This window comes from Streptomyces sp. NPDC005774 (assembly GCF_042871645.1).
In the GTDB taxonomy this organism is placed as follows: Bacteria; Actinomycetota; Actinomycetes; order Streptomycetales; family Streptomycetaceae; genus Streptomyces; species Streptomyces pratens.
Window position 1 is genome coordinate 46685 of sequence record NZ_JBIAIV010000013.1, and the last position, 18037, is coordinate 64721.

The following is an 18037-nucleotide window of genomic DNA, read 5'->3' on the forward strand; positions in this document are numbered from 1 at the left end:
TCACTGGTTTCTGGATTTGCCGGTGCGCGGCAGCCTGGACCTGGTAGTTGTCGGGGTGGCGCGTGGTGATCTCTCGGATGCCGAGTGGGAGTTGGTCGAGCCGTTCTCGCCGGTGGGCGAACGCGGTCCGGTCCCTGACCTGCGGCGGCAGTTCAACGCCGTGATGTGGCGGTTCAGGGCCGGGGGCCCCTGGCGGGACGTGCCGGAGGAGTACGGCTCCTGGTCGACCGTCTACGGCGCGTTCCAGCGGTGGGCGGCGGCCGGGACGTTCCGGACGCTGATGGACGGGATGACCGCCGAGGCCGCGGCCCGCGGGCAGGCCGGCCTCGACCTGGTCAGCGTGGATTCCACGGTCTCGCGCGCCCACCACCACGCGGCCGGAATGGTGGTCGGCCCCGAACTCCTGGAAGAGCTGGAGAAGGCCGTCACGGAGGAAAAGGGGCTCCTCGAAAGGGGCAGAACGCCCCGGTAGGCCCGCCCGGCGAGGGGGACGACCAGCCGGGCCCTGCGACGCCGCCGCACGCGCCGGCGTCGCAGGGCCCGGCTCCGTGCGGCCGAACTGGGCCGTTCCCGAGGTGGGTTGACCACCAAGACCCACCTCGCGGCCGACCGCCGGTGCCGGCCGCTGTCGTTCGTCGTCACGCCGGGACAGGCCGCCGACAGCCCCCGCTCCGTCCCGGTACTGGAGGGCGTCAGGGTCCGCGGCCCGGTCCGCCTTGGACGAACGGCAGCGCGCGCTTCTGGAGCGGCTCGCGGCCGGTGGGGAACCTGGGGCCTGGGCGCCGGGGGAATGGCGCTCGGCCTACGCCCTGCGCGACCGTCGACGAACTCGCCCGCGGAACCCCCGACAAGGCCACCGCCAACGGCTTCGTCAGCCCCCGCCGCGGCTGTGTCGGCCTGGAGGGCGTGGTCGCACTGACGACGACGGCGATGCCGCCGTCGCACCACATGCGGTAGGCACCGCCCGATCGCTCACCGCTTACTGCACACCGTCTTCGGGGCCGCTCTGTTGTCGACGCCCTGCGCGGACTGCGCGTCCTGCATCCTCTGCACATCCTGGAGGAGACCCGGAATGTCGAGGTCCTGGTCGGTGGCGACCCTTGCGATGGTCAGCAGGACGGCCTCGTAGAAGGTGTCCCGCACGGCAGGTGCCATGACGTCCGAGGCGTCCAGGCAGCGGGGGCCTTCACGGAGCCGTAGTGCGATCTTGTGTTCGACCGCGTCGTCCTGTGGCTTTTCTGGATTCACCTGACCATTCGCCGAGAAGACGTCCGCCAGACCGGCCCACCTCTGCTGGCCCTCCTTGGAGGCCAGCCGGCGGATCAGTTCACGGGCCTGGGGGCGGTCGCTGAACAGCGCGGCGAAGTCACCGGTCACCTCGTGGGCCCGGACCCGGCTGCCGCCTTCGGGCAGGAGCGGAGCGGAGTCCATCAGGTCTGCGTGCTGCGCGTCGTTCCTGTAGAAGGAGAGCGCGAAGGAGCCCTGATGCTCCAGGGTGCACCCGCCCCGGCCGTCGAACAGCAGCCCGTTGTCGTCCGGGTCGCCGCGGTGGTCGGTGAGCAGAGCGTTCTCGGCCGCGTTCTTGTCCTGCCGGAGCAGATCGGCCCACGCCTCCCAGGCCGTGTGCACCGGATCACTGCGCCACCACTTCACCTCGCCCGTGCCCAGCGCCCACTGCTCGTAGACGTCCGGGCCCTCCCGTTGCAGCACGAGGTCCTCGATCCAGTCGGTGCCGGGCCAGCCGGAGGCGCCGTCGTCCCCCATGCCGATGCACCAACTCCTCAGTGGAGCAGGCCTATGGGCGGGCTTGTGACCCTGGCGGTACCAGACGATGCTCTTCAGGTCCGCCTTGACCGGGACCCAGTAGACGTGTTCGGAGGGCGAGCCGGTCGGCTTCCAGGGGGCGCCGTACTCCTGCGGCTCGTAGAGACGGTTCAGCGGTTTGAGGAGTTTCTGGTCTGCGTATTCGGCGAGTTCGCCGAGGCCCGGCATGATCACGATGTCCGGGGGCTCCCCCGACTGCACCTTGGAGAGCAGCACATCCCGTTGGGCCGCGGTGCCCTGGTAGCGGAAGGGGATGCCGAAGCCGTGCAGCAGGGTTTCGAACTGCTCCGCCTGCTTGGCCGTCCACGTTCCGAGGATGGTCACCGGCTCCTCGTCGTCGTGCTGCGCCCAGACCACCACCATGCCGCAGGCGGTGATCAGCAGCATGACCATGATGAAGATCAGCATCTTGAACCGCCGGGTCACCGTCACCTCCAGTAGTCGTTGTCGAGCCGAAGACCGAGCCCCAGCGCGGGCAGGACGATGGCCAGCAGGCTGCCGACGAAAGTTCCCTGGTACACCGGGGCGGTCCAGGCGTCATCGGTCATCTTCTGCCGGACCTCCTCCGACTTCTTCGTGACGTACCGCTGTGCATCGGCCGGCTCCGTGCCGCTTCGCCGGGGCACGTCGGTGATCTGCCGCAGATCCTTGACCGCCCCGCCGAGGTCGTCCTGGGTGGAGGACATCGCCATCAGCGGAAACACCGCGAGCAGCACGGTGAGGACGAAGGCCGCGAGCAGGTACGGATTCCAGTCACGGCCGCAGCGGTCGCGCAGCACGAACAACGCCGAGAGCAGGGTCAGCCCCACCAGGGCCAGGGCGAGTTCGGCGAGCCACCACCCGCCGCGCTGCCACTGCCCCATGGTGGCTGTGGCTTCGGCGTGCTTCAGCTGGACCCCCTGCAGTGCCTCCAGGCGGGGTACGAGCCCCACCGAATCGCGGGTGAGCAGCGAGTCCGCTTCTTCGAGCTTCTGCTTCCGCATGAGGGGCTGGTCGGGGTAAAGGGACGTGCCGAGGCCGAGCGAGTTGCTGTAGGTGGCGAGCAGGCCCTTGACCGTGCCGAGGTCCTGGTCCGTGCGGTCGGCGATCCGGGACAGGCCCTGGTCGGCAGCCGAGAGCTGGGACCGGTAGGCCTCGCCCGAGCCCGTGACGCCGGTGAGGTCCATTTTCACCAGGGCGCGGGCCTCCTGGCCGGCCCGCAGGGCCGCGAGCCGGGTGGCGGCGAGCCCCTGCACGGCCGGTGCCTCGCGGGACGCGAGCGCTTCGGCGCTGTGCTGGACCTGACGGCAGGAGAGGAACAGGGCGGTCGACGCCACGGCCGTGAGCAGGAACAGAACCAGCAGATGCACCTCCAGCAGCCGGCGGGTCCGCCAGGGGCGCAGGCGCCTGCGCCAGAAAGCGGCGAGGGAGAACCGGTGCCAGGAGGTGGTGCGTCCGGTCGTCACCGCAGCTTCTCCCCGCAGGTGATGCAGTAACGGGCCTCGCTCCCGGCCGGGGTACCGCAGCCGCCGCAGCGCGGGCCCGGCCGCGCCCCGACGGCGTCGGCCAGGGGGCCGCCGGGACGGGACCCGGCGCGCAGGATCATCGGGCCGAGGGCACCGGCGTCGACGGCGCGCGGCCGGACCAGCCCCGCGGCCGCGTCCTCGATGTCGGCGACCGTGCGGATCTCGTCCAGCACCCAGTCCGTGCCCAACTGCGTCGCCAGCCGGGCGGCCTGTCCCAGACGGTCCTTGGCGGTGTCCGGTCGGTGTTCCTGAAGAGCGATGAGGCCCTGGCGGAGAACCCTCCGCATCTTGGCGGTGGCGTTGAGGTCACGCACACTGCCGGTGCCCGTCGGGGCGTGGGGCAGGGACTGCTCGGGGAGGTGCCAGCGGGCGATGACGGGCGCGTGGACATCACCGATGGAGACCATGGCGAACTGCAGCTCGGTCTCCAGCGGGTCGGCGTCGGAGTCGGCGACCAGGGTGAGCAGGTAGTCGCGTCTGCCCTGCTGCCACTGGTAGGTCGGAAATTTCCAGCGGTGCGGCCGGCCGGGCTGGGGCAGCCTGCCGAGGCGGTGCGGCCGGGGCGCCTTCTCGCTGAGCGAGACCTGGCGCACGGAGGGCCGCACGGTCACTTCGATCGGCAACTGGGGCGTGTGCACCCGGCGCAGCCGCTGGATGGCGGCAGTGATCGCATGGCCGAGTCCGTCGTCCACGAACTCGGCCGTACCGTGCAGCCGTTCGGCGAGGGTCAGCAGGGGATCGGGGACCCAGTCCGCGCCCACGGCGAACACATCACAGGTGAACTGCCCTGCACAAGCGTCCAGTTCCTCTTCCAGACGGGTCTCCCCGAGGGCGCTGCTGCCATCGGTGATCAGCACCAGATGGCGTACGGACACCGGCCGTCCAAAGAGCAGGGCGCGCGATCCGGCCACCCAGGCGGCGTACCCGGCAGAACGCGTCCCCTCCCGGTGCAGCGGGAGCGATCCCGCGACGAAGGCGGCCCGGCGCCTTTCCTCCCGGTCGGCGACGGCCCACTCGTCGGCGCCCCGCGGATAGCACCGGACCGGCTCGGGGCCGCTGCCGAGCACGGCGAAGGAGATACGGTCGGGCAGGGCACGCAGCGCCGACGGCAGGGCGTGCCGGACGGCTGCCCGGTTGGATTCGGCGACGTCCACCGCGATGATCACGGCGAGCTGGACCGCGGGCAGATCGGTGGGAGCGCCGTCGGCGGCCACGTCCACCTGCAGATGGGCCTCTATCTTCGCGCTTCGGTGCGGGAGCAGATCGCCGCCGAGGTCGACGTGCAGTCGGATGCCCGGCTGCGACGGCCGGGTGTGGCTGTTCATGTCGTACGTCACCGCTCCTTCACCTTCGTCGCCGCGGCACACCGGGTGCCGGGTGCCGATCCGGTCTGTCGTGCCGTGCGGTCAGAACACGGTCTGAGGCCGTACCGCGTGCATGAGATCCACGAGGTGTTCATGGGCGGCCGGCCCATGGTGGCGGGCCGCCAGTCGCCGGTAGTGCGTCTCCAGCTGCTTGCGCGACTCGCGCTCCGGGGCGCTCAGACGTCTCAGACTGCGGGCGTTGAGCCGTCCGGCATCCCTTCCCGGCGAACCGGGCCGGTCGCTGAGGCTGTGCACCGCGTCCAGTTTCCATTCGTGGAGTTCGGTGCCCAGGCGCAGCGCCTCGTCCTCCGACAGGCGAGGCTCCCCGGCGCCCGGACTCCCGCCCTCGAGCTTGCGCAGTTCGGCCAGCGCCGCGTCGACCTCGGCGGGCGCGGGCAGCGGATCACCGTCTCCGGGCAGCCGGGCCGCGCGGATGCGCAGGGAGGCGATCCGGGCGACGGTGTGGTCCAGAGTGCCCTGCCGGACCCGGCCGAGCACGTCGATGGCCGTCCGGCGGTCGCGCGCGCGGAGCGCGAGCCTGGCCAGGCCGAGGGCCGCGCCGCCGTGCGCGGGGTTGCGGGCGAAGACCACCTCGTACAGTTCCTTGGCCGTGGGCTCGGCCGTGTCGTCGCCGAGCCGCTCCGCGCAGTAGGCGAGGGCCAGTTTGGGCGCGTACTCGCCGGGCAGTTCGAGGTGGGCCTGCGTGAAGTGTCTCCGGGCCTCGACGACCTGCCGTGGGTCGTCGTCGAGGTCGGCGCTGCGCAGCGCGAGCAGGGCGCGATGCCACTCCAGCCGCCACCGGCGCACGGCGGGCGGCCCGGGGATGGAGTCCGCCGTGTCGAGCTCCTCCTGGGCCCGCTCCAGGTCCTCCCCGGTGTTCCGGTCCAGCAGAACGCGCACGTTGTGCAGGCAGATCTCCACCGAGCGCGGCTTCTCGTCCTCCTGCTCGAGGAGCTGGCCCGGGTCGTAGCCGCTGCTCACCTCGAACCGCGCGGTCTGCGGATCGCCCGGGTACGGCCTCGGCACCGGCAGACAGGCGGCGATCTCGGTGGGTGTGGGGGCGCCGAGCTCGAGGGCCGGTGCCACGGGTGGCTCGTACCGGTCGCGGCGGGGGCGGTCCAGCCAGTGTTCGATGTCCGGCACCGTGCCGAGCCGGGCGCCGAGCAGCCGGGTGGACGGCCGGAAGTAGTCGGAGGGCTCGGGCGGGTCGCTCTTGCCGCGCAGCGCGCGGATCTCCCGCAGGGCGCCGCGCAGTTGGCCGACCATCTCATGGGCGTCGGCGAAGCGCCGGTACGGGGAGGGCCGGACGGCACGATCGACGACCCGCTGGAAGGAGGCGGTACCGAGGCCGGGCACGTCGGCGACGGCCCAGCGGGCGAGTTCCCGCAAGGTGGCGCCGACGGTGTGCAGGTCGTGGGCGACGGTGGTCCTGGCCGACGTTTCGGTCTCAGGTGCCGTGTAGTCGGCCGTGACATGGGCGGGCGGCTGGCTCTGGCCCTGTTCGCGCATGCCGCCGAGATCGATGACCTTGATGCCGTCCCTGTGGTGCACGACGTTGGAGGGCTTCATGTCCCCGTACACGAAGACCCGTTCGCCGTCGGCGTGCAGGTGGACGAAGGCTTCGAGGATCTGGCAGCCGTACGCCGCGACGTGCTCGATGTCGAGGACGGATTCACCGCGCCGGACGTCCTCGACGACTTTCGCGAGGGTGCCGTCACCGACGTCGTCCATGACGATGTAGCCGCCGGTGACCTGGCCGGTGTCGTCACTCCGGGCGACGAAGTCGCGGATCTGCACGATGCGGGGGTGGCGGATGGCGACGAGGTTGCGGCGTTCGACGTCGGCGAGCCGGGCGCCGTCGTGCTCGTACCGGTTGAGCAGTCCCTTGACGGCGACGACGTCACCGAGATGGGTGTCCTCGGCGAGGTAGACCCAGCCCTGTCCGCCGTGCGCGATGGGTCCCATGATCCTGTACTGGTCGCGCAGCATGTCGCCCTTGGCGAGTTCGGGCTGGTACGAGTAGCGCTCGCCGCAGACCGGGCAGAATCCCTTGATCGGCACCGGGCCCTCGGTGTAGGGCGGGGCGAAGGCGATGCCGCAGCCGGTGGACGAGCAGTCCATGCGGATGCGCAGTGGTGCCTCGGGACGGACGAGGCGTTCCTCGGCGGGGCGGGGCTCTCGCTCGGGGAGCGAGAGGAGTTCGCGGGGGCCGAGTTCCCGGGGGTCCTCGGGAAGGGCGGGCAGCCCGGGGCCGCTCTCCGCGCGGCCGCATGCGGCGCAGTGGCCGGTGGGCAGCACGGTGCCGCCGCAGGGGGCTCCGGCGAAGCGCCGGTGCGGGCAGGCCGTCATCCCCTCGTGCTCCTTTGCCCTCGCCCGGGCCGGGCGGAGCACCGCATCACCGGTCTCCATGGCGGCTCAGGTCGGCGCGCAGGGTCCTGATCAGTGCGCGCAGCCGGGTGAGTTGCTGCTGCGGGTCCCTCACCTCGTCGATCAGACGGCGCGCGGCCCGGTGCCGGTCGGCCGTCTCGGTCACGGAGCCGAGGGAGGCGCTGCCGACGATGTCGCGGCGGATCGCCCGGCTGAACTCCACGCGCTGCAGACGGTCGAGCAGTGTGTCCGCGTGGCGGAGGAGCGCGGGCCGCAGGAGCCGGTCGCGGGACGCGGTCCAGCCGGGGCCGCCCTCGTGGCGGAAGACGAGCAGCAGCCGGAAGCCGAACACCCGCAGCCGGGCCAGAAGTTCGATCAGGGGACCCGGCTGGGGCTCCTCGTCGAGACCGTCGACGAGGACCGTGACCGGTCGCACGGGCGCACGGTCGGCCGCCCGCGCGGGTCGGGGCTTGGCGCCGCGCAGCCAGTCCCAGTACGCCAGGTATTCACCGGCCGGGAAAGTGACCTGGTCCAAGGCGTGGTCGACGAGGTCCGGCCTGCTGGCGCCGCCGCGATGGACGACGTGGGCGCGGTGCAGCAGATGGCGCAGCGAGCGGTCCTTGCCGCTGCCCGGAGGCACCACGGTGATCTTCACCGGGTCCTCGTCCGGGTCGTCGAACCACCGGGTCAACCGCTCCTCGAAGCCGTGATCCCAGGCATGCGGGCTGCTCAACTCCTTGATGACCGGCGAGAGTTCGGCGATGCGGTCAATGGGGATCAGGTAGGAGAAGGAGAGCCGGTTGTCTTCGGGCAGCAGTTCGCCCAGATCGCCGCGCCAGCTGACGACGAGGCCGACCACACGGGCGGGACGACCTTCCTGAGGCCGGGTGCACACGGCGGCGCCGCTGAAGCCGGCGCGCACCACCTCCGTCCTGGTGACGGCGTCGAGCTGCACCCGCTCACCGCTGGCGCCGCCGATGCGCCCCCACAGGCTCATGCCGTCGTCGAAGCCCTTCGCGTAACCGGTCGCGTACACCTCCATTCCGCCCCACAGCCTGGGTTCCAGGAGGGCGCGGCGCGCCTGCGGGCGAGGGCTGTCCAGGCGCAGCACGGCGACGTCCTCGCCGCTCTCGCCCTCCGGCAGCCAGCCGCCGGGCATGACGCGTGCGGAGACCGGCTCGAGCTCGCTGTTCTCGGCGAACTCCAGCCACATGACGGCGTCCGGGTGGCGCACCACGTGTGCGCAGGTCAGCGCCGTGTACTGGTCGACGAGCACGCCGGCACCACAGATGGGGCCGTGCGCGTCCTCGCGCCGCAGCCTGAGCCTCCAGTCCGCACGCAGTTCCCCCATGCTGTCTCACACTACGTGCAAAGCCTGGTGCGTCCCTAGACTTGTGAGCAGAGTGGATCGGTCAAGCAACGGAAGACGGGGGTGTGTTGACATGAGGGATATGGAAACGATCGGTCTTGCGGAGGCCATCGGCTCGGTTCGCGCGGAGTTGGCGCGGGCCCAGGCAGAAGGAGCGGAGAGCGACTGGCGGTTCAATGTGGAGCAGGTCAGCCTGGAGTTCTCGGTGCAGTTCCACCGGGCCGGCGAGGGCGGGGCGGGTCTGCGCCTGGGCGTGGTCGAGGCACGTCTGGGCGGCTCGGTGAGCCATGACTCCACGCACCGCATCGAGGTCGCCCTCAAGCCCCTTCCCCGCCCCGACGGCCGTCACCATGAGGTGAGCCGCGAGGACGCCGATGCCCACCACCGGCCAGAACCGCACGACGGCTCCCTCTCGCGGAGCTAACGAGTTCCCCCGCGATTGATCGGGTCGGGGCCGTGACATGACGAGGGCCGCGCGGGTTCTTCGAGTGTGATCAAGAAGTGGGCCCGCGCGGCCTTGTCTCATCCTGCCTTCTGCGGCGTGAGCCGCCAGCACTTCGGCGAGTTGCTCGACGAACTCGAACCTCGGTGGGAATCACGGTGCGAGAGCGAGCGTCACGACCGGCGCGGACGCGGCCGTCGCCGTCTGGCCGGGGACGGGACCGAAGTACGAACTCGTCTTCCGCGACCGGCTGGTGATCACGCTGGCCTCCCTGCGCACCGGCCTGCCCCAGGACGCCCTCGCCATGGTCTACGACGTCGGCTCCTCGACCATCGGGCGGGCGATCGGCGAGGGCGCGGACCTTGGTCCCGATCACGTCCTCCTCCGCGAGGACGGGCCCGTACGGGCTCTGGGCGACCGGTCGCCAGAAGATCTCCTTGAGGATGTCGACTTCGCAGTCCTGTCCGGTGGCCGGGTCGGTCACGGTGAAGCGGGCGGACAGCGGGGCGGTCTCCAGCGCGTGCACCTTCCGGCCGCGGGCTTCCAGGCCGGCGCGGAGCGTGGCGGCGATGTCGGCCATGGGCGCCGGATCCTCGGTGGCGACATCGAGGTCCGGGCTGGGGCGGCTCACGAGGCGGCGCGCCCGCACGGCATACCCGCCGGTGAGGACCAGGGGATACGGGGAACCGAGCGCGATCACATCCGCCAGGAGCCGCGTGTGCAGCTCCGGCATGTCCGTGCCGCCGCAGCCGCGGGAGGCACGGCCCTCGTGAGCGAGGTGGACGTCAAGGCACTGGACATCGCCGACGGTTATCCCGTCAACAAGTGGATCGGCGCCAGTCCGCGCAACCGCGCTCTCTGGCAGCGCCTTCGGGCATTACAGGGCCGCTCGCCCGTGCGGAGCGTCTTCTCGGCGGAGGATGCCGCCGACCATCTGGAATACCGTCACAACGGCGAGGTCGTCCTTGGCCTGGGCGCCGCGCACTTCATGGACGGCATCGCCGTCAGCCTTCCGGTGGCTCGGCAGTGGCAGGCCGACAGCGTCACCCTGGAGCGCAGCGAACTCACCGAAGACGACGACGGCACGCTGGAGAGGCGGCACGACACCGTCGACGTCAGGCATCTCTCCGCCGAGCCTCATCTCGACGTGCACCTGGACTGGATCCGAGCGGCACGCCGGGAGGGCGTCACCACCGGCTCGCGGATTTGGGACAGCTGCGCCGATCTCTATCCGCACCTTACGTTCCTGCCGCGGGTCGAGAGCCGGCTCAGCGGCCTGAACCCGCACTGGGTGGTACCCGTACGGCGAACTCTGGAGCGACTGGAGGAAGCCGTTGCCGCGTGGGACCCGGCGAGTATGGCCGAGCCCGAGTGGCGGACCAAGGTGAGCCCGGAGGGCGAGACCCGTAAGCGCGTGTGCCGTTTCACCGATCTGGACGGGGAAACACGCACCTTCGACCTACACGCCCGATTCACCCCGGGCGCCGGCCGCATCCACTTCCGCCTGGTACCGGAGAAGCGGACGATTCGCCTCGCCCACATCGGCAGCAAGGTCCGACCGGAGGTCTAGGCCTTGTCAGAACAGGGTGCCCTGTCCTTCCGGCACCATGACCCTCGTTGCCGGCGACGGCTTCGGAATCGGCTGAGCCTCCCGCACCTGTGCCTGCTTCCCCTCGATGCCCCACTCCAGCCGTGTGACACCTCCGAGTGGGTCAGTCATGGTGGCGGGGCGGCCGAAGGCGTCACGGTGGAAGGTGTAGGTGTTGCCCAGGGCATCGGTGCGGGCGAGGGGCAGCCCCACAAAAGCCTGCCGGCGATGAGGTCCGTGACGACCGTGTGGGCTTGGCAGTGATGAGTCGGTCCGCAGACCTGACTCACCGCTGCCCCAGGAAATCGCCCGCCGTGCGGCCGATGAGCCTTCCCGGGCCCGGTCGGGCGGACGGATCAGCGCAGTCCGGCGAAGAGATCGTTCTCGGGTACGGCCGCGCCGGTGGCGTCCTTGACACGTACGAAGGTCTCCGTGCCCATCAACTCGCCGAACCTCTCCTTGCCCATCTTGAGGAAGAAGATGTTCTCGCCCTGACTGGCGTGCGCGGCCAGCGAGTCGAACTTCTGACCGCTGAACGCGGTGGTGTCCACCCACGTGGTGATCTCATCGTCGGGGAGACCGATCTCGGCCATCGCGGCGGCCTCGGCAGGATCCGGCTCCGGCATGTCCTCATGGAACTCGCGCATGATCTCGCCGAACCGCTGCATCCCCGAGCGGGGCATCGTGGTCCAGTACACCTTCGGTGTCAGCGCGGTCATCTCCAGCGCCGCCATCGTGATGCGGTGGGCCTGGATGTGGTCGGGGTGGCCGTAGAAGCCGTTCTCGTCGTAGGTGACGACCACATCGGGTCGATAGTGCCGCATGAGTTCCGCAAGTCGGGCGGCGCCTTCCTCCACGGGGGTCTGCCAGAAGGATCCGGGGGCGTCGTTGCTCGGCCAGCCCATCATCCCGGAGTCGGCGTAGTCCAGCACCTCCAGATCGCTGATCTTCAGGACGTCACAGCTCGCCTCGAGTTCTTGGCGGCGTACCGAGGCGACGGCCGCCGGATCGTGCCCGGGATCGCCCGGCTTGGCGCCCCCCGTTCCGTCACCGCAACCGCCGTCGGTACATGTGACGAGAACGGTGCGAATGCCTTCCGCCGCGTACCGCGCGAGGATCCCTCCGGTTCCGGTGGCCTCGTCGTCGGGGTGGGCGTGTACTGCCATGAGCGTCAAGGGCCGGTCGGTCATGAAAGAGTCCTCCTGCAGAAATACGTCTTGGTCCGAGTGCGCGGCGGGCGTACCGCGATCCTGGGGCCCGGATCCTGGTGGGGCGGACGACCTTGTGGTCTCCGTGTTCCCCGTCCGTGCGGCGTCGGTCCCTCGGTCGATGCAACCGTGCCGGCCCGGCCAACTGTTCCCGGCGCGGCTGCCTGGCCTTCCGGGCGGCGGCGTTCACGCGCGAAGGAAGTGCGGGCGCGGCCTGCACGTCTCGGTGCCACGTCGAATCCGGCTTCTATCCGGCACCAGCCGTGAGATCCCGGCACGAAATCGGGGACCTTGCAGGATGACGGAATCACAGTTCGCCGGCGGTTCATCGCCAACCGGACCGGAAGGTCCCGGTCGGCGTACGTGACAGTCTGAGGGGAACTCGGAACTGTAGGCCCGGCCGATGCCGGGACGGCGAAGAACCTTGGTGTGCGGGGCCGGCGGAACCGGGTAACGTCCTGGTCATGTTCTTCCAGACGCCGATTTACGAGTGAGAGCGTGACGGGCCCCTGCTGACGTCCTTCGACGTCGCCGCGCCCGTCCCCCGCCGATGAATCCGTAGATCACTTCACATCATTCCGGGAGAACCCGTGAGCAAGAACATCAACAACCCCGTGGGCATGGGCGGGGGCCAGCGCAAGAAGCTGTCCCGCACCGAACGGCAGAACAACGGTCCGCACCGCAACCTCGACCGCCAGAGTGCCGCCGACCAGAAGGCAGAGCTGGTGCGCAAGATGCGCGAGAAGGCAGGCGCAGCCGAGGGCGCCGGACAGACGGGCGACGACACCGCGCAGGCGGGCGACGACACCGCGCAGAGCTGACGCACCGCCGCCGCAGGGCGGCAACCGCACGGAGCAGGGCCCGGACCGCGACGCGCGGTCCGGGCCCCGCTGCCGTACCGGGGCGGCGGGGCCCGCTCACCGCCCGGTTCAGCCGCGGGCCGCCCAGCCCGTCGACATGGTGACGTCTTGTCGACGACTCATCATGTGAAGAGCGCGGCGCTCGGAAACAGCCGCTCCTGGTTCAAAGTCCCAGAGACTCCGTCGCACCCCACCTCGCCTCGCATTTATGAAGGTCAGGAGGGGCGTGACAGCGCTTTTTCCGAGAACCCTCAGATGTCCCGGAAGAGACCAGGAAGCCCTGTGGCCTGCCACGATGGGTAGCTGCGGGCCTTTGACCCGGGCAGATGGTGTTTCGGCTCTTTCTCGGTCATGCCCGTTGATGCGGCCGGAAGTCCCAGAAAAGTCCCAGAGGGATCCCACAGGGGATGGTCACTCTTTCTGCTCTGCGCGGGCCCCGAAGCCGCCGACGCTCGGTCCATGACCGGAGCGCCAGCGCCCCGGTCATGCTGCTCGCCCTGTCCGCCGACGCCGACCCGGCCGGTGATTTCACCGATTTCCCCACCTCGACTGCCCGCTTGACCCGGTGCGGGCCGATCCCGGAACGATCCGCGGGGATCGGAAGCAGGCACGACTCGCGCAACCGGCAAGGGCGCGCCGACGCAGTCGACCGGCGTGGCCGGAAGGGATCTCGGACATGTCTAGTACCGGCGGGCGCCTGCGCTTACTCGGCCCCCTGGCCGTTGGCGTCACGGCCGTGGGAACCGCGGGCGTTGCGACAGCCCCTGCCTCCGACGCCACGCCGGTCTGCAGCGAGGACTTCTCCGACGGGCTCGACACCTTCATCGCTTCCGGTTCCGCCAGGACCGGAACGTACGGCGCCCGGCTCACTGGGTCGCTGTCCTCCGAGCCGTCCATGGTGTCCGCGCCCATCACAACCTGGCCGGATACGGAGACCTGACACTGTCCTGCACCCGGGCGGCATCGGGGCTGGACCTCGGTGAGAGCTTCACCGTGGCCTACTCGGTCGACGGCGGCCCGTTCACCACGCTGGAATCGGCGCGCACCCGCCACGGGCGCGGTGTCGTTCCCCCTGCCGGACTCCGCCGAGGGCGGTGACCTGCGGCTGCGGTTCTCGCTGGACGCCAACAGTCTCCTGGAGACGCTGAGCGTCGACGACGTGTTGATCGAGGCCGCCGGCGGCAGAGGCCCGGCCGACCCGCCGACCGGTTCACTGCCCCGGTGGACGACGTCACCGAGCCCGGTCCGTACTCGGTGACCATCGACGACTCCGCCGGCCCCGGGCGCATGGCGGCTGGCCCGTGGCCGTAGGCGTAGACCTTCGCCACGGCCGTGTCCGGGGCACATACGTTGACGGCGCCGATCCGGCCCGCCGGGGCCCCATCCCGTGGGGAGGGGAGGAGGATGAGCGACAGGACCGCGCCTGCGCCCTTCCACCACGACGAGTACAAGGCTGCGGCGACCGCCTTCGTGTCTCACGGGGGAACCTGCGGCCCGGGCAGGTTCTGAACCGGGCGCGGGGGGGGGCCCCGGGGGGCCCCCCGGGGGCCCCCCCCCCCCGGGCGCCCCCCCCCCCCCCCCGCGGGGGCCCCCCCCCCCCCCCCCCGGGGCGCCCCCCCCCGGGGGCGGCGGGGGGGGGGGGGGGGGGGGGGGGGGGTGTGGTTGGGGGGGGGGGGGGGGGCGCCCCCCCCCCCCCCCCCCCCCCCCCCCCCGCGCCCGGTGCCGCGTCAGCCGATGCCGATACGTGTCCTCCAGTAGCTCGCGGCGCCGATGATCTGCGTGCCGGAGCCGGTGAGCACGGTCCGGCCGCCCGCGTAGAACCTCACGGATCCGTCGGACCGCACGGTCCAGATGTCGGGTATTGCGTCCCCGTTGACGTCCGGCGTGCCGATCAGGTGCGGGATGCTCGTGCTGGACCAGCCGGAGGAGCCGTACTCGGTGTCCACGCCCCCTGCCGAATTGGCCGCGGCAGCCAGAGAGGTGAGGACCACACCTCCGCCGGACGCCGCGATGCCCTTACGGAGCAGCAGCCTGCCGGTGACATCGGTGCGGTAGACGAGGTCGGTGACGCCGTCACCCGAAACGTCCTGGGCAGTGACGATGTCGCGTTCGGTCCAGGCGGACGAGGACAGGCGGGTGGCTTTGTCCATCGAAGCGCCGTTGTAGCCGCTGAACACCCACAGCGCGTCACCGACGGTGGCGAAGAAGTCGGTCAGACCGTTTCCAGTGGCGTCGCCTGCCGCCACGATCTGCGTGAGATCGGCGGGGGCGGGCGCACCAGCCGGCAACAGGATCTCCCGTCGCTTGTCGATGTTGACGGCTCCGTAGCCGTCTCCGGGGTAGACCCAGAGCTTGCCGCCGACCCGGACCACCAGGTCCTGGAGTCCGTCACCGCCGTAGATGTCGCCATTGTGCGTGATCAGGGCGCCCTTGAAGTGTCCCGAGAGCGCGGCGACGAAGGGGGGCAGATCATCTCCCTGTGGGTCCTTCTCGGGGTTGCCCCGGTAGGCGCCGGACATGGAGTAGTCCAGGTCGCCGCTGCCTTTGGTGAGGTCGTTGGTGGCCTGCGAGGGGTAGAGCGCGAGGTTGCCGGCCTCCGTGATCACCATGAGGTCGGCGAGCTTGTCACCGGTGAAGTCTCCTGGTGCGTCGGCCTGGTCGCGGGGCGAGACGTAGAAGAAGTACTTCGTCGGCTCCGAGACGTTGCCCGCACCGTCGACCGCCCGGACGTACAGCACATTGGGGCCAGCGGTCGGCGGCTTGGCGTTGCTGATGGTGGCGCTGACGGTGGTGGCCGTCCCAGCCGTGCGGGCGAGCGAGAACGGATAGCTGGCAGAGTTGAATCCGTACTCGTAGCGGACTGTGTCGCTGTTGAGCGCGCGGACGGTGAACGAGCCCGGGGTGCCGAACTTCTTGGTGCTCCAGTTCGCGTCCTCGGCGTCGTTGCCGAAGCCGTTCTCACTGCCGTCGGCGTTCGGGAAGTCGGTGGAGCTGACCTTCGGCGGCTTGGGTGCCGAGGTGTCCAGGATGAAGCGGCAGGGCGTCTTCGCCGGAGAATAGGCCGAGGTGGCTCCGGCGTCGTCTACGGCCCTCACACGCCAGGAGTAGAGGGTGCCGTTGGTGAGTTTGCTGGTCGAGAATGCGGGAGTGGTTCGCAGGGCTGTGCCGGTGTCGCCGCCGACGGAGACCTTGCCGGTTGCCCCGAGGAGATCGCCGGAGGTGGGCAGTTTGTTGGTCGGCCAGAGGTCGAAGTCGAGGTAGTCGAGGTTCTTGTCCTTGTCCGACGCCTTCGCGCTGAAGGTCAGGCTTCCGGAACCCATGCGGACGTGCGGCTCGGTGGTGGTGCACTTGGCGTCCGGACCGAGGTCGAGGGAGGTGGGTGCGTTCGGCTTGCGGTTGTACACGAGCTCCAGGACGGGGGCGTTGTCGCCGTTGGCCTGGAACTTCTTCCAGGCGTACTGGGAGTTCTCGTCCCGGGCACGGAGTCCGAAAGTGATGCTGCTTTTCCCCTGGTCGGCGTGCTTCTGGGCGGCCTTGCGCACGTCGAAGGTCTCGTAGGCGTCGCGACAAGTGGACTTGTACCCGTGAGCGAAGCTCTTGGTCGCGAACTTGTTGCCGTCGTGCAACTTGGGCGCGTTCTTCCAGTTGGTATGCGAGTTGACCGGTCCGGTGAGGTGCACGCTCATCGACCGGGCGCTACAGGACCAGGAATAGGTCTCCAGCATGCGCAGCTTCGCACTGATGATCTGGGCGCCCTTGAGATCCTTGTCGAAGGCAATGTTGAAGTACGACCGGGAAGTGCCCCACGTGTCGGACTCGAAGCCGACGCGCGCATCGTGTGTACCGCCCTTGTTGAATCCCTTGCCATTGTAGAACGTGGCGTTGGGGTGGCGGCTGTACGCGGTGGTCCAGTTCTGTGTGTGCTTCTTGACCGACGGGTCGATGAACACGGGGTACGTGGTTGCCGGATCCGTGAGGAAGGCCTGGTCGGGGGTGAGCGTCCAGTTGGCTTCCGACAGGTCGGCGTCGACGAGCTCACCACGCGAGTCGGGGGAGGGGCCGTCGAGAGACGGCAGGCTGAGCGTAGCCGCCGAGCCGGACTGCGAAGGCGCGGGTGTCGGCTCCGGCGGTGCGGACGGCAGCGGTGGCTCGGACGGTGCCACATAGGGGCCGTCGGTGGCGGACGGCAGCACCTCGGCGTACGGGTCGGTCTGCTCGTCCGCCTCGACGGGTACGGGTGCCTCCTCGGACGGGCCTGGGCTCTCCTCCGGCGTGGGCCCGGGCGTCTCCGTGGGGCTGGGCGTCTCCGATGCGGTCGGCTGGGAACTGGCGCCCACCGTGCTGTCGGTGACCGCCGGGACTCCGCTGCTGTCCCACATCAACGGCGTCGGGGACGTCGCGACCTCGTCGCCGTAGGCGCTTTCGGCAGTGACGATGTCGGAGACCGGATCGAGACGGAAGCTGAGGTCCGGGGAGGTTATGCCGTACGACAGCGCCTTTGCGCGCGGGTCGGCCGCCGCCTGGCGGCTCTTCAGCACGACGAGCTGGGCGAATCCGTCGTCGTCGGCGGTCAGAACCAGATCGGCTCCCGGGAAAATCTCCGGGTACAGGGCGCGTGAGCCGTCGATGACAGGAGCCGGGACGGCGCCTGGCCAGGTGAGCTTGATGGTGTACCCGTCGACGTACAGCGTTGCCAGAGGGGTCGGCGTCTCGGGTGCTGCTGCAGTCCCTTCGACCAGTGAGACCCGGCGCATCCCGGCACGCGAGGAACGGTCGTCGCCTCGTTCCCCGGGACCGGCGGAGAACACCATCCGGGTGTTGGTCGCCCTGGGTTCCCAGCCGTCGGCGGTGCGGTGCAGATTACGGTCGACGGCCTTCCACAGGCCGTCCACCTCGGCCCGGATCGGCGAAGAGTGCAACTGCTTGGCCATGAGTCCGTCGGGCCGGGCCCAGGTGGTGGACCGGGGAGTCCGCAGCGATGTCACCTCGACCGGCTTGCCGCTCTTCGCCGCACGGGAGATCGCCTCGGTCTCGTCGACCGGCCTGGTGTGTCGACCACGGCCGGCACCGTCACGACCTGCGGAGTCCTCCGTGTCAAGGCCTGCGTAGCCGATCGCGATCGCCACGAGAGCCGCGGCGGCGACCGCCGCAGTGGCCCGACGGCTGGGCACGTGGCGCCAATTGCGCGTCATGGTTGGGTGGTTCCCTTTCCCCTGGATCCGGCGCACGCCGTTCGGGTGTCGCCGGGGATGCAGAGCCGGGCCATGCGCGGCGGACCTCCCCGATCCGGAACGGGCATGGCGAAGCGAGCTGATGATGACCCATAAGCCGTGCCTCGTCACCTGGCGCAGGCGGGGTGAGGCGGGCGGCGGCTTCGGGTCCGATCCGGCGGCTGCGTGGCGGTGGCCGGGATATCGGTGTGGAGTGGGCAGCCCCACGGAGGGAACACATCGGGAAATATCGCCCGCAACGGTATGGCTATTGAAGAGTGTTGAACGACCTTTCACCTG

At 70.3% G+C, this 18037-nt stretch carries 14 protein-coding genes and 1 pseudogene; 6 read left to right on the plus strand and 9 right to left on the minus strand.

Annotation, left to right across the window (positions count from 1 at the left end; genetic code table 11):
• Nucleotides 1–22 precede the first annotated feature (22 nt).
• Nucleotides 23–472, plus strand: coding sequence for a transposase (locus tag ACFYQA_RS14745; RefSeq protein ID WP_388916631.1), 450 nt, complete (start codon nt 23–25; stop codon nt 470–472).
• A 500-nt stretch (nt 473–972) separates the two neighbouring features.
• Here ACFYQA_RS14745 and ACFYQA_RS14750 read toward each other — a convergent pair whose 3' ends face one another.
• From ACFYQA_RS14750 to ACFYQA_RS14770, 5 genes are all read right to left on the minus strand, one after another.
• Entirely contained in the window at nt 973–2250 is a 1278-nt protein-coding gene (locus tag ACFYQA_RS14750; RefSeq protein WP_388916634.1) for an ABC transporter substrate-binding protein, read from the minus strand.
• Nucleotides 2251–2252: 2 nt separating this feature from the next.
• A complete protein-coding gene (locus ACFYQA_RS14755) occupies nt 2253–3269 on the minus strand; it encodes a hypothetical protein (RefSeq protein ID WP_388916637.1) in 1017 nt (338 codons plus the stop codon).
• Nucleotides 3266–4666 carry a vWA domain-containing protein gene (locus ACFYQA_RS14760; protein ID WP_388916639.1) on the minus strand — a complete coding sequence of 467 codons (1401 nt, stop codon included), beginning with the start codon at nt 4664–4666 and terminating at the stop codon, nt 3266–3268. Before ACFYQA_RS14760 ends, ACFYQA_RS14755 begins: the two co-directional genes overlap by 4 nt.
• Nucleotides 4667–4735: 69 nt before the next feature.
• Complete coding sequence (locus ACFYQA_RS14765) at nt 4736–7042, minus strand: tetratricopeptide repeat protein (protein WP_388916642.1); 2307 nt, start codon at nt 7040–7042, stop codon at nt 4736–4738.
• 46 nt (nt 7043–7088) lie between these two features.
• Nucleotides 7089–8411 carry a serine protease gene (locus tag ACFYQA_RS14770; protein ID WP_388916645.1) on the minus strand — a complete coding sequence of 441 codons (1323 nt, stop codon included), beginning with the start codon at nt 8409–8411 and terminating at the stop codon, nt 7089–7091.
• Nucleotides 8412–8502: 91 nt separating this feature from the next.
• Here ACFYQA_RS14770 and ACFYQA_RS14775 point away from each other — a divergent pair, with 91 nt between their 5' ends.
• On the plus strand, nt 8503–8853 hold the full coding sequence (locus ACFYQA_RS14775) for a trypco2 family protein (RefSeq protein ID WP_388916648.1): 351 nt from the start codon (nt 8503–8505) through the stop codon (nt 8851–8853).
• A gap of 325 nt (nt 8854–9178) precedes the next feature.
• On the opposite strand, the pseudogene ACFYQA_RS14780 reads toward ACFYQA_RS14775, so the two are convergent.
• Nucleotides 9179–9604, minus strand: a pseudogene (locus ACFYQA_RS14780) (nucleotidyl transferase AbiEii/AbiGii toxin family protein); the annotation flags it as partial.
• Between ACFYQA_RS14780 and ACFYQA_RS14785 the strand changes: the two are divergent.
• Complete coding sequence (locus ACFYQA_RS14785; RefSeq protein WP_388916651.1) at nt 9590–10441, plus strand: hypothetical protein; 852 nt, start codon at nt 9590–9592, stop codon at nt 10439–10441. The pseudogene ACFYQA_RS14780 and the gene ACFYQA_RS14785 overlap by 15 nt on opposite strands.
• Nucleotides 10442–10447: 6 nt before the next feature.
• Here the strand turns inward: ACFYQA_RS14785 and ACFYQA_RS14790 are convergent, their stop codons facing one another.
• Nucleotides 10448–10672, minus strand: a complete 225-nt coding sequence (locus tag ACFYQA_RS14790) for an RHS repeat domain-containing protein (RefSeq protein WP_388916653.1) — start codon at nt 10670–10672, stop codon at nt 10448–10450.
• Between the two features lie 143 nt (nt 10673–10815).
• Nucleotides 10816–11649, minus strand: coding sequence for a PIG-L family deacetylase (locus ACFYQA_RS14795; RefSeq protein WP_388916656.1), 834 nt, complete (start codon nt 11647–11649; stop codon nt 10816–10818).
• Between the two features lie 608 nt (nt 11650–12257).
• On the opposite strand from ACFYQA_RS14795, the gene ACFYQA_RS14800 reads away from it, so the two are divergent.
• From ACFYQA_RS14800 to ACFYQA_RS14810, 3 genes are all read left to right on the plus strand, one after another.
• Nucleotides 12258–12488 carry a DUF6243 family protein gene (locus ACFYQA_RS14800; RefSeq protein WP_388916659.1) on the plus strand — a complete coding sequence of 77 codons (231 nt, stop codon included), beginning with the start codon at nt 12258–12260 and terminating at the stop codon, nt 12486–12488.
• 715 nt (nt 12489–13203) lie between these two features.
• A complete protein-coding gene (locus tag ACFYQA_RS14805; protein WP_388916662.1) occupies nt 13204–13467 on the plus strand; it encodes a hypothetical protein in 264 nt (87 codons plus the stop codon).
• A 120-nt stretch (nt 13468–13587) separates the two neighbouring features.
• A complete protein-coding gene (locus tag ACFYQA_RS14810) occupies nt 13588–13785 on the plus strand; it encodes a hypothetical protein (protein WP_388916665.1) in 198 nt (65 codons plus the stop codon).
• 469 nt (nt 13786–14254) lie between these two features.
• Here ACFYQA_RS14810 and ACFYQA_RS14815 read toward each other — a convergent pair whose 3' ends face one another.
• Nucleotides 14255–17719, minus strand: a complete 3465-nt coding sequence (locus ACFYQA_RS14815) for a DNRLRE domain-containing protein (RefSeq protein WP_388916668.1) — start codon at nt 17717–17719, stop codon at nt 14255–14257.
• Nucleotides 17720–18037 lie beyond the last annotated feature (318 nt).